12 protein-coding genes are annotated in these 14666 nt (G+C 73.0%); 10 read left to right on the plus strand and 2 right to left on the minus strand.

What is annotated here, in order from left to right:
- The first annotated feature begins 74 nt into the window (after positions 1–74).
- From ACFPCY_RS27570 to ACFPCY_RS27585, 4 genes are all read left to right on the plus strand, one after another.
- Positions 75–983, plus strand: a complete 909-nt coding sequence (locus ACFPCY_RS27570; RefSeq protein WP_378259741.1) for a glycoside hydrolase family 16 protein — start codon at positions 75–77, stop codon at positions 981–983.
- Between the two features lie 29 nt (positions 984–1012).
- Positions 1013–2371 (plus strand): dihydrolipoyl dehydrogenase family protein, encoded by a 1359-nt coding sequence (locus ACFPCY_RS27575; RefSeq protein WP_378259742.1) that lies wholly within the window; start codon positions 1013–1015, stop codon positions 2369–2371.
- A 76-nt stretch (positions 2372–2447) separates the two neighbouring features.
- The gene (locus ACFPCY_RS27580; RefSeq protein ID WP_378259743.1) at positions 2448–4427 is read left to right on the plus strand and encodes a thioredoxin domain-containing protein; all 1980 of its coding nucleotides are present in this window, start codon (positions 2448–2450) and stop codon (positions 4425–4427) included.
- Positions 4428–4647: 220 nt separating this feature from the next.
- Positions 4648–5817, plus strand: a complete 1170-nt coding sequence (locus ACFPCY_RS27585; RefSeq protein WP_378259744.1) for a C40 family peptidase — start codon at positions 4648–4650, stop codon at positions 5815–5817.
- Positions 5818–5847: 30 nt separating this feature from the next.
- On the opposite strand, the gene ACFPCY_RS27590 is transcribed toward ACFPCY_RS27585, so the two are convergent.
- Together ACFPCY_RS27590 and ACFPCY_RS27595 are read right to left on the minus strand one after the other, a co-directional pair.
- A complete protein-coding gene (locus ACFPCY_RS27590; RefSeq protein WP_378259745.1) occupies positions 5848–6489 on the minus strand; it encodes an acyl-CoA-like ligand-binding transcription factor in 642 nt (213 codons plus the stop codon).
- The gene (locus ACFPCY_RS27595) at positions 6470–7981 is read right to left on the minus strand and encodes an MFS transporter (RefSeq protein WP_378259746.1); all 1512 of its coding nucleotides are present in this window, start codon (positions 7979–7981) and stop codon (positions 6470–6472) included. Before ACFPCY_RS27595 ends, ACFPCY_RS27590 begins: the two co-directional genes overlap by 20 nt.
- 115 nt (positions 7982–8096) lie before the next feature.
- Here ACFPCY_RS27595 and ACFPCY_RS27600 point away from each other — a divergent pair, with 115 nt between their 5' ends.
- The 6 genes from ACFPCY_RS27600 (at position 8097) to ACFPCY_RS27625 (ending at position 14525) form a co-directional block, all read left to right on the plus strand.
- Entirely contained in the window at positions 8097–8618 is a 522-nt protein-coding gene (locus ACFPCY_RS27600; RefSeq protein ID WP_378259747.1) for a hypothetical protein, read from the plus strand.
- Between the two features lie 249 nt (positions 8619–8867).
- Complete coding sequence (locus tag ACFPCY_RS27605; protein WP_378259748.1) at positions 8868–9485, plus strand: hypothetical protein; 618 nt, start codon at positions 8868–8870, stop codon at positions 9483–9485.
- 45 nt (positions 9486–9530) lie between these two features.
- Positions 9531–10403, plus strand: coding sequence for an isoprenyl transferase (locus ACFPCY_RS27610; protein ID WP_378259749.1), 873 nt, complete (start codon positions 9531–9533; stop codon positions 10401–10403).
- A gap of 132 nt (positions 10404–10535) precedes the next feature.
- A complete protein-coding gene (locus tag ACFPCY_RS27615) occupies positions 10536–11933 on the plus strand; it encodes a PhoH family protein (protein ID WP_378259750.1) in 1398 nt (465 codons plus the stop codon).
- Positions 11934–12384: 451 nt separating this feature from the next.
- Positions 12385–13644 (plus strand): aggregation-promoting factor C-terminal-like domain-containing protein, encoded by a 1260-nt coding sequence (locus ACFPCY_RS27620; RefSeq protein WP_378259751.1) that lies wholly within the window; start codon positions 12385–12387, stop codon positions 13642–13644.
- A 431-nt stretch (positions 13645–14075) separates the two neighbouring features.
- A complete protein-coding gene (locus ACFPCY_RS27625) occupies positions 14076–14525 on the plus strand; it encodes an aggregation-promoting factor C-terminal-like domain-containing protein (RefSeq protein WP_378259752.1) in 450 nt (149 codons plus the stop codon).
- Positions 14526–14666: the final 141 nt, after the last annotated feature.

Here is a 14666-nt window from a genome sequence, read left to right on the forward strand (position 1 = left end):
CGGACGGATGCAAGGGAACGGCAACTATCGGCATTTCTGCTGACTCGTGGTCCGGTGGGCGTTCTGATGAGGGCATGGGGAGCCCAGCGACCACCCGCGCCGCCCGGATCGGGGCGGCGGCGCTGCTGGCGGCGACGCTCGCCGCCGCCTGCTCGAACTCCGGTCCGCAGCGCGTCCAGCCGCCGCCCGCGCCCGGCGGCGTCCCGCCGAGCGGCGGGCAGAACGGCGGGCAGAACGGCGGGCAGGGCACGGCCGACGGCGTGCCGCCGACGCGCGGATCCGTGACGCCGAGCCCCGTCCCGGCCGGGACGACGGATCCGCCCACACCGGCCTTCTGGGGCAGGCCGGTCGTCGAGGACGGCTTCGACGGCACGGCCGTCGACACGTCCAAATGGATCGTCTACGACAGCCCCAACGACCGGGTGAACCCGCGCACCGCCGCCGCGACCAGGGAGGACGCGGGGACGCTGCAACTCACCGGCGGCATCTACAACGGCAAGGACCTGTCCGGCGGCATCGCGTCCCGGCTGACCCTCACGCACGGCCGCTGGGAGGTGCGCATGCGGGCGGAGAAGGGCACCGGCTACTCGGCGGTCGCGCTGCTGTGGCCGAAGGTCTTCGGCGACCCGGAGAAGGCGGAGATCGACTTCGCCGAGATGATCGACTCGACCAAGCAGAGCGCCGACCAGTACATCCACTACGGGCCGAACGACACGCAGAAGCACAACGTGCTGCGCGGCGACTTCACGCAGTGGCACGTGTTCGCGCTCGACTGGCTGCCGCACCGCCTGACCTTCTGGCTGGACGGCAGGAAGGTCTGGGACTACCGGGGCGACCTCACGCCGGAGCGGTCCCAGATGGGGCTGGCGCTCCAGAACGACCAGGTCTGCGACCGCGGCCCGGGATTCTGCCGGAACCGGTCGACGCCCAGGTGGGTGACCATGTCCGTGGACTGGATCAAGATCTACCGCGCCCCCGGTTGACCGGTGGCGGGTAGGGCAGGATGGTGCGCATGAGCGAATCGGTGGACGTGGTCGTGATCGGAACCGGCCCCGGTGGCGAGGACGCCGCCGGACGGCTCGCGGAGGCGGGCCTGTCGGTGGTGGCGGTCGAGTCCCGCCTGGTCGGCGGCGAGTGCCCGTACTACGCCTGCGTCCCGACCAAGATCATGGCGCGCGCGTCGGACCTGCTGGCCGAGGCGCGCCGCGCGTCCGGACGCGCCGGCACCACGACGGTGAAGCCCGACTGGACGCCGGTCGAGGCGCGGATCTCCGACGAGGCCACCGACCACTGGGACGACCAGGCCGCGGTCGAGCGGCTGGAGGGCAAGGGCGTCCGCGTCGTCAAGGGGCACGGCCGCATCACCGGGCGCGGCGAGGTCACCGTGGACGGCCGGGTGTTCCGCGCGAGCCGCGGCATCCTGCTGAACACCGGCACGAGCCCGTCCGCGCCGCCCGTGGACGGCCTCGCCGACCTGCCCTACTGGACGAACCGGGACGTCGTCCGCGCGACCGGCGCGCCGAAGTCGCTGCTGGTGCTCGGCGGCGGCGTGGTCGGCGTCGAGCTGGCGCAGATCTTCGCCCGCTTCGGCACCCGCGTCACGATCGTCGAGGTCGCCGAGCGGCTGCTCGCGATGGACGAGCCCGAGTCGTCCGAGCTCATCGAGGACGTCTTCACCGACCAGGGCATCACCGTCCGCACCGGCGCGAAGGTGACGTCGGCGTCCTACGACGGCACGTCCTTCACGCTGTCGCTCCCGGACGGCGACCTGACCGCCGACCGCCTGCTCGTCGCCGCCGGGCGCCGTCCCAACATCCGGGACCTCGGCCTCGACCACTACGACGTGGACGAGACCGCCCGCGCGCTCCCGGTGGACGACCGCCTGCGCGTCACCGACGGCCTCTGGGCGATCGGCGACATCACGGGCAAGGGCGCGTTCACGCACATGTCGATGTACCAGTCGGCGATCGCTGTGCGCTCGATCCTCGGCGAGGACGGACCGGCCGCGTCGTACCACGCCGTCCCGCGCGTGACCTTCACCGATCCGGAGATCGGCGCGGTCGGGCTCACCGAGAAGCAGGCGCGCGACGAGGGCCTGAACGTCCGCATCGGCAAGACGCGGATCCCGGAGTCGACGCGAGGCTGGATCCACGGCTCGCCCGGCAACGAGGGCTTCATCAAGCTCGTCGAGGACGCGGACAAGGGCATCCTCGTGGGCGCGACGGCGGCGGGACCGTACGGCGGCGAGATCCTCGGCGCGCTGGCCACGGCCGTGCACGCGCGCGTCCCGACCGAGACGCTGCGCACCATGATCTACGCGTATCCGACGTTCCACCGGGCCATCGAGTCGGCGCTCGCCGATCTCGGCTGACGGCGCCGCCCGCCCGTCTCCGGGTCACCGGCGAGGCCCCCGACATTGTTCGGGCGGCGTGGGGGAGGATCGGGGCATGAACCGTCTCAAGGACGCGACCAGCCCCTACCTGCTCCAGCACGCCGGCAACCCGGTGGACTGGTGGGAGTGGGGCGAGGACGCCCTCGCCGAGGCGCGCCGGCGGGACGTCCCGGTTCTGCTCTCCGTCGGCTACGCCGCGTGCCACTGGTGCCACGTCATGGCGCACGAGTCGTTCGAGGACGCCGAGACCGCCGCGCTGATGAACGAGCTGTTCGTCAGCATCAAGGTGGACCGCGAGGAGCGGCCGGACATCGACGCGGTCTACATGGAGGCCACGCAGGCGATGACCGGCCAGGGCGGCTGGCCGATGACGGTGTTCATGACCCCGGACGGAGCCCCGTTCTACTGCGGGACCTACTTCCCGCGCCCGCACTTCCAGGCGCTCCTGCGGGCCGTCCACAAGGCGTGGACGGAGCAGCGGAACGACGTCGAGCAGCAGGGGCGGCACGTCGTCGAGGCCCTGACCCCCAAGGGGACCGGCCTCGCGGGCGCGCTCGCCCCGGACGAGGAGCTGCTGATCAGCGCGGCCGAGTCGCTCGCCGAGGACTACGACGCCGCGCGCGGCGGGTTCGGCGGGGCACCGAAGTTCCCGCCGTCCATGGTGCTGGAGTTCCTGCTGCGCCACCACGTGCGCACCAAGGACGACCGGGCGCTCGCCATGGCCTCGCACACGCTGGAGGCCATGGCCCGGGGCGGCATGTACGACCAGCTCGGCGGCGGCTTCGCGCGCTACTCGGTGGACGCGTCGTGGGTCGTCCCGCACTTCGAGAAGATGCTGTACGACAACGCGCTGCTGGCGCGGGTCTACGCGCACTGGTGGCGGGTCACCGGCAGCCCGTTCGCGCGCCGGATCGCGCTGGAGACCTGCGACTGGATGGTCCACGACCTCCGTACAGCCGAGGGCGGCTTCGCCTCCGCCCTGGACGCCGACAGCGAGGGCGAGGAAGGCAAGTACTACGTCTGGACGCCGGAGCAGCTCAGCGAGGTCATCGGCCCGGACGACGCGGCGTCCGCGGCCGAGCTGTTCTGCGTCACCGGGACGTTCGAGCACGGGACGTCCGTCCTCCAGTTGCTGGACGACCCGGACGACCGCCCTCGCTACGAACGCGTCCGGACGGCGCTGCTGGCCGCCCGCGAGCAGCGCGTCCCGCCCGCGCGGGACGACAAGGTCGTGGCGTCCTGGAACGGCCTCGCGGTCGCGGCGCTCGCCGAGTGCGGCGCGCTGTTCGAGCGCCCGGACCTGGTCAGGGCCGCCGAGGACGCGGTGCGCCTGCTCGTGGACGTGCACCTGCGCGACGGCCGGTTGGCGCGCACGTCCCGCGACGGTGTAGCCGGAGCCAACGCCGGCGTGCTGGACGACTACGGAAATGTGGCCGAAGGGCTACTCGCGCTCCACGGCGTCACCGGCGACCCGAAGCATCTGCGACTGGCGGGTGAACTTCTCGAAACGGTTCAGGAGCACTTCTCCGACGGGCAGGACGGCTTCTACGACACCGCCGACGACGCCGAGCGGTTGTTCCGGCGTCCGAAGGACCCGACCGACAACGCGACGCCGTCCGGGCAGTTCGCCGCCGCCGGGGCGCTGCTGTCCTACGCGGCGCTGACCGCGTCGCCGTGGGCGCGGCAGTCGGCCGCCGGGGCGCTCGCGCCCGCGAGAGTGCTGGCCGAGCGGGGTGCGGCGAGGTTCGCCGGGTGGGGCCTCGCGGTCGCCGAGGCGAACCTCGCGGGCCCGCTGGAGATCGGCATCGTCGGCGCCCCGGACGACCCGCGCACGCACGAACTGCACCGCACGGCCCTCATGGCGACCTCGCCCGGCGCGGTCGTGAGCATCGGCGAGCCCGGCGTCGAGGACGTCCCGCTGCTCGCCGACCGCCCGCTGCTCGACGGCGCGCCCACCGCCTACGTGTGCAAGGGTTTCGTGTGCCGGCTCCCGGTCACGACCAGCGCCGCCCTCGGACGCGAACTACAGGAGTAATTGGACTCCCGGTCCATTTTTGTCACGGGGTGACCTTGATCTCTTCTGTGGTTGGTGTTACCACTTGGTAGCGGAGACGGGACTGACCCAATGCGGCCCCTTGGGGCAGGGTGTCGGCGGAGACGCCGGGTATCTGGACTCTGGTCGCATATCTGCGCCATAGTCGATGGTCACCCAGCGGGCCACCGGAGCGGGTCCACCGAAGACGAGGAGCGATGCCGTGCGCAAGCCGAACCGCCGGGTTCTACCGACGATCATCGGCGTTTCGGTCGTGACCACCCTGGCCGTCAACACGGCCGTCGTGGTGGCCTACGACGGGCGGAAGCCCCACGCACCCCAGACGATGAGCGGGCGGTTCGTCGTCGCCTCCGACAACTCGTCGGTGTCCCCGCAGGCCGTCGCCCCGATCGGCAGGCGGCTCACGCCCCAGGTGCTCGTCGCCGGGTCCACCACGCTGCCCGCCGACGTGGTCGACAAGGTCCGCAAGCTGAAGGGCGTGCAAGGCGTCGAGTCCGTGGACGCCGTCCAGGCGATGATCGCGGGCAAGCGCGTCGGGCTGATGGGCGTCAACCCGTCGACCTTCCGCAACTACACGCCCGAGCCGACCGCCAAGTCCGACCCGCTGTGGCGGAACGTCGCGGGCGGCGACGTCGCGATCTCGTTCACGATGGGCAACGACGGCGGCGTCGCGCTCGGCAGCCGCGTCCCGGCGGGCGGGCGCGACCACCAGACCGAGCTGCGCGTCGGCGCGTACGCGACGATGGGCATCGGCGACGTGGACGCGGTGGTCTCGCACCAGACCGCGATGTCGCTCGGCCTGCCGTCCGGGAACGCGATGCTGGTCAGCGCGCCCAAGGTGGACACCGACAAGCTGCTCAAGGCGGTCCGCAAGGCGCTGCCGAAGGGCCTCAAGGCGGTCGAGGTCAACCCGAAGATCGACTACCCGGCGCCCGGCGGGACCTCCGGCGCGCCCGGCAAGGTGATGACCGCCGCGCAGGTGCAGACGGTGATCCGGGCCGCCGCGTCGCGGATCGGCTGGCCGTACGTGTGGGGCGGCGAGTCGGAGTCCGAGGGCGGGTACGACTGCTCGGGCCTGATGCTCTACGCGTTCGCCAAGGCCGGGATCCGGCTGCCGCGCGTCGCCGCCGACCAGGCCCGCGCGGGCTGGGTCGTCCCCTACAGCCAGGCCCAGCCGGGCGACATGCTGATCTGGGCGAACGACCCGACGGCGCCCGGCTACATCTCGCACATCGCGCTCTACATCGGCAACGGCAAGATGATCGTCGCGCCGCACACCGGGACCGACGTCCAGATCCAGAACGTGTACATGCGCAACTTCAAGGGCGCGATCCGGGTCAGCCCGCAGATGGCCGCCCGCGTCGCGGACTGACCTTCCGCCTGGCGCTGTCGCCGGGCCGCCTCAGAGGGGGCAGCCCGCGGCGAGGAACGCGAGGTTGTGGTCGATGAGGTCGGCCATGTCGCCGACCTCGACCACGCCGTCCATCCAGGCGTACATGGCCGACATGAGGACGCCGACGACCGCCCAGGCGAGCGCGTCGGCGTCCAGGTCGTCCGGGCGGCGTCCGGCGCGCTCGGCGATGACCTCCCGGAGCATCGCCTGCGTGCCCGCCCGCATCGCCTCGAACGTCCGCGACCGGACGGACGGCACGGACGCCGTCAGCCGCACCCGCGCGAGGACGGTCTCCTGGTCGGCCGCGAACATCTCCGGCAGCAGGTCGCGGAGCACCCGGCGCAGGGCCTCGACGGGGGGCAGGTCGGCGGGCTGCTCGCGGAGCATCCGCGCCATGACGGGGTCGTACTCGTCCGAGACGACCACGTCCTCCTTGGTGGGGAAGTAGCGGAAGAACGTGCTCGGCGAGATCTCCGCGGCGGCCGCGATCTGCTCGACGGTCGTGGCGTCGTAGCCCTGCTCCTCGAAGAGCCGGAGGGCGTGCTGCTGGATCGCCCTCCGGGTCTTCAGCTTCTTGCGCTCCCGGAGCGGCAGCCGGTCGAGCGGATCGTCGGCGCGGTCGGCCCGCTGCTCAGGAGGCGATGTGCTCATGGTCCGATTCTGGTACATCGGCTCCGGGACGCGGGGGACGGGGGAGAAGCCGCCAGACCAGCAGGGCCATGAGCAGCGAGCCGGCGGCGGACGCGGCGAGGACGGCGTCCATGCCGGCGGTGTAGGCGTCGCGCGCGGAGCGCAGCAGCGCCGCGTCCCCGGTCCTGCGGGCCAGCGCCGCCGCCACGCCGATCGACTCGCGCGCCGCGTGCGGGACGCCCGGCCCGAGGTGGTGCCGGTACACCGCCGACGACAGGCTGCCGAGCGCGGCGACGGCGAGCGCGCCGCTCGTCTGCCGGATCGTCTGGACCAGGCCCGAGCCCCGGCCCGCCTGGTCGTCCGGGAGGCCCGCGAGCGCGAGGTCCATCGCCGGGACGAGCGCGAACCCCGTGCCCAGGCCGGTGATCGCGAGCCAGGCCGCCACGAACGCGTAGGACGACCCGGCGGTGCTGAGCGCGCCGAGCACCAGCCCCGGAGCCAGCACGAGCAGCCCGGCGACGATGATCGGCTTGTGCCCGAAGCGCGGCGCGAGCCGGTCCACCGCGACGCCCGCGACCAGCAGCCCGGCCATCAGCGGGATCATCCGCAGCCCGGTGCCGAACGCGTCCGCGCCGCGCACGGCCTGGAGGTACTGCGGCAGGACGAACAGCGCCCCCGACATCACCACGGTCCCGACCGCGCCCGCCAGCGTCCCCCAGAGGAAGGCGGGGGAGCGGAACAGGCCCAGATCCATCAGCGGCTCCCGGACGCGCGACTCGCGGACCGTGAACGCGGCGAGCAGCACGATCCCGGCGGCGATGGCGACGAGCACGGCCGGGTCCGTCCAGCCGTTCTCCGGGGCCTGGATGACGCCGTAGACGAGCAGCGCGAGCCCGGCCGCCGACAGCGCCGCGCCGGGCAGGTCCAGCCGGGGCGCGGACGCGTCGCGCGACTCCGGCAGCAGCAGCGCGACCGCGATCCCGCCGACGACCACGACCGGCACGTTGATCAGGAAGATCGAGCCCCACCAGAAGTGCTCCAGCAGGACCCCGCCCAGCAGCGGCCCGAGCGGCAGGCCGAGCGCCATCGCGCCGGACCAGACCGCGACCGCGCGGGTACGCTCCTCCGGCGGGAAGATCGCGGGCAGCATCGACATGGACAGCGGCGTCACCAGGCCCGCGCCGACGCCCATGACCATGCGCGCGGCGATCAGGCCGTCCGCGCCGGTGACGAGGCTCCCGGCGAGCGAGGCCGCGCCGAACAGCGCCAGGCCGGCGAGCAGCAGCCGCTTGCGGCCGAACCGGTCGCCGAGCAGGCCGGCGGGGAGCAGGAGCGCGGCGAAGACCAGGACGTAGGCGTCCACGATCCACTGGAGCCGGCTCGTTCCGGCGTGCAACCGCTCCGAGAGCGTCGGCAGCGCCACGTTCAGGATCGTCAGGTCGAACCCCAGCGCGAGCAGGGCGAGCGCGAGCGCGCCCAGCCCCGACCAGCGCCGTGCCTTCGCGGACACCATGAGAGCCGCCTCTCTTTGATGGTCTCTATGAAATGAGAGTAGCTATCAAAAGATGGCGACTGTCAATGGGCGGGCGTCCTGGCGTCGCTCCGGACGCCGGTGTAATTTTGATTACATGACTACGAGCGAAGCGATCGAGGCCGTGCGCGGCTGGTTCGCCGGGCGGCTGCCGGACGACTGGTTCGAGGGCGCGCCCGAGATCGTGCTGGACCGGGAGGAGATCGGCGTCGTCGGGCGGCTGCCCGAACCGGCCGCCGCCGCCGACGTCTCCGACACCGAGCGCGCCGAGATGCTCGCCGGGCACGTCCAGAAGTTCCGCGAGAGCACCCGCGACCAGCGCGTCGCCATCGCCCGCGAGGCCGAGCACCGGTTCGGGCGGCGGGTCTCCTGGGGCGCGGTCTGCGGCGACCACCGGGAGATGTTCACGACCCTCTCGGTGCCGGTCATGACCCGGCTGCGGCAGCCCGAGCGCCGCGTCCTGGACACCCTCGTGGACGCGGGCGTCGCGCGAAGCCGCAGCGACGCCCTCGCCTGGTGCGTCCGGCTCGTCGGCAAGAACACCGACTCCTGGCTCACCGAGCTGCGGACCGCCCTGGAACACGTGGAGCGCGCCCGCGCCGCAGGCCCCCAGGCCTGAGCCGACCGGCTGGTTCGCCACTCGCCGGACGACGCGGTCGCCTGTCGAAGCACCGCCGGTCGCCGAACTGCCGGACGACGCGTCGCCGGATGAAGGACGCCCGGCGGGCGATGCGTCGTCGGGTGGAGGGCCGCCGGGCCACAGGGCGCCGGGTGGCGGAGTGCCTGGTCAAAGGGGCGGACCGGGATTTGCCCGATCTTCGCTAGGCGGTGGGGAGAGGTTGGGGCGGCTCCTGCCTAGGGTGATCGGGTGGGAGGACTTCGCTGCCTTGACGGGTCGGCGCTGGCGGTCGTGCCGGTGGCGGCGCGGGACCGGCGCGGCCTCGCCTACGAGGTCACGCTCGAACTGAGGCGCGACGGCGACCTGTTCGGACGCGTCGGAGAGCGCTGCGGCCACTCGCTCGCCGATCTCCACCGCCGCCTCGCCGCCGCCCGCGCCGACGGCTCGCCGCAGGCGGGCGCCTGGCCCGATCCGGACGACCGGTTCCCCGATCCCGCCGGCGAGCGCTGGATCTCCGGGCCGTCCGCCGGGAGCCGCGCCCTCGGGACCTGCGGCGGCGCCGCGGCGCCGGCGCCCGGCCCGGGAACCGGCAGCGAGCCGGAACTGTTCGCGTTCCGCTACCGCGACCGCGGCGACCTCGCCAGCACGGGCGAGTTGCGGTGCTGCGTGCGGACGTCCGCCTCCTGGGTCGGCCCGCAAGGATCTCCGGACGGCCGCTGGCGGCTCGCCCGGCGCGCCGTCGTCGAGGCGTGGGGCGCGGGCGGGCGGGGCGTCCGGGCCGTCCTGACGGCGGGGCAGCTCGCCGAGTTCCTCGCCGATCTCCTCGCCGAGGCCGATCGTCTGGGGCGAACCGTGGGCCATAATTGAGCGTCGTTTCCGTCAAGGAACGGTCGCGCGAGGGGGTGCCCACACATGGCGGACGAGCGGAGGGCCGGGACGAGCCGGGCCATCCGGAGGCACCGTCCCCGCCGGGCCCCGGCCGAGGACGGCCTGATCGGCGCCCTCCGGCACAGCACGCCCTACGTCGCCTTCCGCGAGGTGGTCTACCGCCTGTACGAGCGGCGCGTCGAGCGCTACATCCCGATCGAGGTCGTGCCCCGGCACGTCGGGGTGATCCTCGACGGCAACCGCCGCTGGGCCCGCGCGATGGGCATGGACGACGTGAACCGCGGCCACCAGCGCGGCGCCGACAAGATCAGCGACCTGCTGCGCTGGTCCACCGAGGCTGGCGTGGAGGTGGTCACGCTGTGGCTGCTGTCCACCGACAACCTGTCGCGCCCGGCGGGCGAGCTGGAGCCGCTGCTGCGCATCATCGAGAACACCGTGGAGGGGCTGGCCGCCGAGGGATACCACGTCAAACCGGTCGGCGCGCTCGACCTGCTGCCCGACAAGACCGCTTTGGTCCTTAAGAAGGCGGGAGAAGAGACATCTGACCGTCCCGGCCTGATTGTGAACGTCGCGGTTGGGTATGGAGGTAGGCGTGAGATCGCTGATGCGGTGCGCTCACTGCTCATCGAGCAGGCGGGTAAGGGCACCAGCATCGAGGAGCTCGCCGAGATCCTCGACGTCGAGCACATCGCCGAGCATCTCTACACGCGCGGCCAACCGGACCCCGACCTGGTCATCCGCACCTCGGGCGAGCAGCGTCTGTCCGGGTTCATGCTGTGGCAGAGCGCGCACTCGGAGTTCTACTTCTGCGAGGTCCACTGGCCGGACTTCCGCAAGGTGGACTACCTGCGGGCTCTGCGCTCCTACGCCGCGCGGCACCGGCGCTACGGTTCCTGACGGTCGCAGCCCCACCCCCGCGATCACCGCCCCGGGCACGTCGCCGTCCGCACCCGCGTGCGGACGGTTCCGACGTGCCATGGGGGCGGACCCGCGCGCCACGAGTTCATCCCCCACGATCAGGGAGATCGAGTGGCCACAACCCTCCCGCGCCGTCCCGAGTCCGGCGAGCCCGCCGGCCAGTCCGGCGACCGTGACCCCGCCGCCGGAGCCTCCGGCGGCCGTGACGGCGCTCCGGACCGGCGCACGTACGTCCTCGACACCAGCGTCCTGCTCGCCGACCCGGGGGCGATGACCCGGTTCGCCGAGCACGAGGTCGTACTTCCGATCGTCGTCATCTCCGAGCTGGAGGCCAAGCGGCACCATCCCGAGCTCGGCTACTTCGCCCGGCAGGCGCTGCGCACGCTGGACGACCTGCGGCTCACCCACGGCCGGCTGGACGAGGCGCTGCCCATCGGCGACCTCGGCGGCACCCTGCGGGTGGAGCTGAACCACTCGGACCCGAGCGTCCTGCCGGACGGGTTCCGGCTCGGCGACAACGACACCCGGATCCTGTCGGTCGCGAGCTGGCTGGCCCGCGAGGGCCGCGAGGTGGTGCTCGTCTCCAAGGACCTGCCCATGCGGGTCAAGGCGTCGGCGGTGGGGCTGGCGGCCGAGGAGTACCGCGCCGAGCTCGCGGTGGTGGAGTCCGGCTGGACCGGGATGCGCGAGATCGAGGTCCCGGCCGCGGCCGTCGAGGAGCTGTACGACGGGGGCCGCTCCGACCTTGAGGAGGCCCGCGACCTGCCCTGCCACACCGGGCTGCGGCTGCTGTCGGAGCGCGGTTCGGCGCTGGCCAGGATCGCGCCGGACAAGTCGGTGCGGCTGGTGCGCGGCGACCGCGAGGTGTTCGGGCTGCGCGGCCGGTCCGCCGAGCAGCGGGTCGCGCTGGACCTGCTGATGGACGAGAGCGTCGGCATCGTCTCGCTGGGCGGACGGGCGGGGACGGGCAAGTCCGCGCTCGCGCTCTGCGCGGGGCTGGAGGCCGTCCTGGAGCGCCGGGCGCACCGCAAGGTCGTGGTGTTCCGGCCGCTGTACGCGGTCGGCGGGCAGGAGCTCGGCTACCTGCCCGGCACCGAGAACGACAAGATGTCGCCGTGGGCGCAGGCCGTCTATGACACGCTCTCGGCGGTCACCACGCCGGAGGTGATCGAGGAGGTGCTCGACCGGGGGATGCTGGAGGTGCTGCCGCTCACGCACATCCGCGGCCGGTCGCTGCACGACGCGTTCGTGATCGTGGACGAGGCGCAGTCGCTCGAACGAGGCGTCCTGCTGACCGTGCTGTCCCGGATCGGGGCGGGCTCCCGCGTCGTCCTCACGCACGACGTGGCGCAGCGGGACAACCTCCGCGTCGGACGGCACGACGGCGTCGCGGCCGTCGTGGAACGGTTGAAGGGCCATCCGCTCTTCGCGCACGTGACGCTGACCCGTTCGGAGCGGTCGCCGATCGCCGCCCTCGTGACCGACATGCTCGGCGACGTCGGGGTGTGACGACCCCGAATATCAGCGGAATGTGACGATAAAGCGACGAGTGGTGAGCGCCCCGGCGGCCCGAAGGTCATCGGGGCGCTTACTTTTCTTCACGCATCGTGATCATTAAACATCACGCTGTGTATGTGTGATGAAGGTCACAGAACCTAAGGCCGGGATAAGGAATCCCAGGTCCCGTCGCGCATTGGGCCATTCCGGGGACGAGTTGACAACCGTCCCACAAAGACCATCCATCTCGATTTGGTTGCGAAGCACCCGATCCCGTCGGGCATTGTGAGTCCCCGTAAGCACCCCCGAGCGGAGTGCGGACGCCGGGACGATCCCCTGACCCGTCCCCGTCCCGCCGCCGCTCCGGGCCGGGGCCGCCGCCGTCGGCGGGGTCCCGCGACGGCCCAGGGGTGAAAGCCTCGTCCGCGCGTCCATGCGCGGAACGACCGTCGGAAGGACCGCCTTGTCCGGAGACCGTTCCGGCTCCTCTTGGCGAGACGATCGACACAACTCCGACCCCCTGGGACAGGACGGCCCCACGCCGCCCGCCGCCCAGCCGGAGTTCGGGTCGGCCGCGGCCCCCCACGGTGCCGAGCCCGCCGCCTCCCAGCCGCCCGGCGCGTTCGGCGCGCCCGAGCCCTTCGGCGCCCCTGAGCCTTTCAGCGCCTCTGAGCCCTTCAGCGCTCCCGAGACCCTCGGCGCCCCCGAGACCCTCGGTTCGCCTCAGCCCTTCGGTGCCCCCGAGCCCTTCGACGCGGTCAAGGCCTTCGGCCCGGCCGCCGCCTCGGCGCCCCAGGACGACGACGTGAAGGTGGCGGGCGCGGCCCGCGTGCCCGGCGCCGGCGTCGCGGGCGACACCGGCGAGCTTCCCCCCGTCGAGTCCGGCTTCGCCGGAGCGCCCGAGTTCGCCGGTGCCGGCGGGTTCGCGGGGGCCACCGAGATCCTCTCCAGCGACCAGCCCGCCCCGAGCGAGCCGCGGCGTCCGCGCCGGACGCGCGGTGGCGCGGGGCGCCGTCCGGGCTCCGGGTCCGGCGCGTCCGGCGGCCCGTTCGCGCGCACCGGCGTGAAGATCGCCGCCGTCGCGGCGGGCGCGGCCGTGGTGATCGGCGGCGGTGCCGCCGCCGCGTTCGCCCTCACCGGCTCCGACTCCGCCCCGGCCAAGTCCAAGGACGCCGGCAAGACCACCGTCGCGTCCGGCGCGAACAACGCCGCGGTGCCCGCGATGGACCCGGTGCAGCTGGAGGCGCAGCGCAAGAAGCTCGCGATGGACCGCGCGTCCCGCGCCGCCCGCGACGACTCCGACCCGGCCAAGCTGATGCCGAAGGGCAAGCCGGTGCCGACGCCGAGCAAGACCGCCGACGCGTCCGGCAACGGCGGCGGCGGAGGCGGCGACAACGGGCCGAGCGGCGACCCGGTGCCCGCGGGCCAGGCCCAGCAGATCGCCAAGGGCCTGCTCGGCAGCTACGGCTTCTCCGGCTCCGGCCAGTTCGGCTGCCTGGTGAAGCTCTGGAACCGCGAGAGCGGCTGGAACACCCACGCCGCCAACTCGTCCGGCGCCTACGGCATCCCGCAGGCGCTGCCCGGCTCCAAGATGGCCAGCGCGGGCCCCGACTGGCGCAACAACGCCACGACCCAGATCAAGTGGGGCCTCGGCTACATCAAGGACCGCTACGGCACCCCCTGCGGCGCCTGGGCGCACAGCCAGTCCACCGGCTGGTACTGACCGACCTCCGGACGGCCCCTGCGGGCCGCCCGGCCGGGCCGGCCTCTCCGCGAGGCCGCCCACCCCGGGACGGCCCCCTCGCGGGCCGGACCGCCCCCGGCCTCGCGGCCGGTCTAACTCCACAGATATCGGACGGCCCGTCTGGACGGCCGTCCGCGTGAGGGACGCCCTCCCCGGCCAACGGAGGGGAGGGCCCCTCGGCGCGCAAGTTCCGCGCCCACCACGCCGATCCGACGTCCGAAGGATCGGTCTCTCACCTCGGCAGCACGTGCGAGCCGTTCCCCCACCGGGGACGGTTCCCTCCGCACGGCCATCGCGTCCCCCCGACGCCCCGGCGCCCGGTCGTCCCGTCCGCACGGACGGGGCAGCGCCCGTCCGAGGTGGCCCTCCGCCGGACCGACCGGTCCGTCCGGCACGACGAAAGGTCTGCTTTGGCTGTCAAGCCCCTCCGGCGCTCCGCCACGCTCGTCCTCGCGGCGTCCCTGACGTTCGGCGTGCTCGCCGAGACCGTCCCCGCCGAGGCGGCGGCCCCGACGAAGGCCACCGTCACCGTCAAGGCCGCGGCGAAGAAGCCCACCCGGGCCCAGCGCAACAAGGCGATCGCGAAGCGCATGGTCGCCAAGCGCGGGTGGTCCACCCGGCAGTACAACTGCCTGGTGAAACTCTGGAATCGGGAAAGCCACTGGAATCACAAGGCGGGCAGCCCGTCCGGCGCCTACGGCATCCCGCAGGCGCTGCCCGGAAGCAAGATGCGCAGCGCCGGCAAGGACTGGCGGACCAACCCGCAGACCCAGATCAAGTGGGGTCTGCGGTACATCAAGGGCCGCTACGGCACCCCGTGCCGGGCGCTCGGCCACTCCAACGCGCGCGGGTGGTACTAACCGCTTCGCACCGATCGGACGGCATGTCCTTCGATGGGCGATCGTGACGTCTGATCCGTGGGGCTACGCCCCGCATGGGTGACATGTCCCGCTGTGGACGCGAGGGGACGGACTCCGGTCCGTCCCCTTTTGTCCGTCCGC

This window comes from Actinomadura gamaensis (assembly GCF_042652125.1).
Classification (GTDB): domain Bacteria; phylum Actinomycetota; class Actinomycetes; order Streptosporangiales; family Streptosporangiaceae; genus Spirillospora; species Spirillospora gamaensis.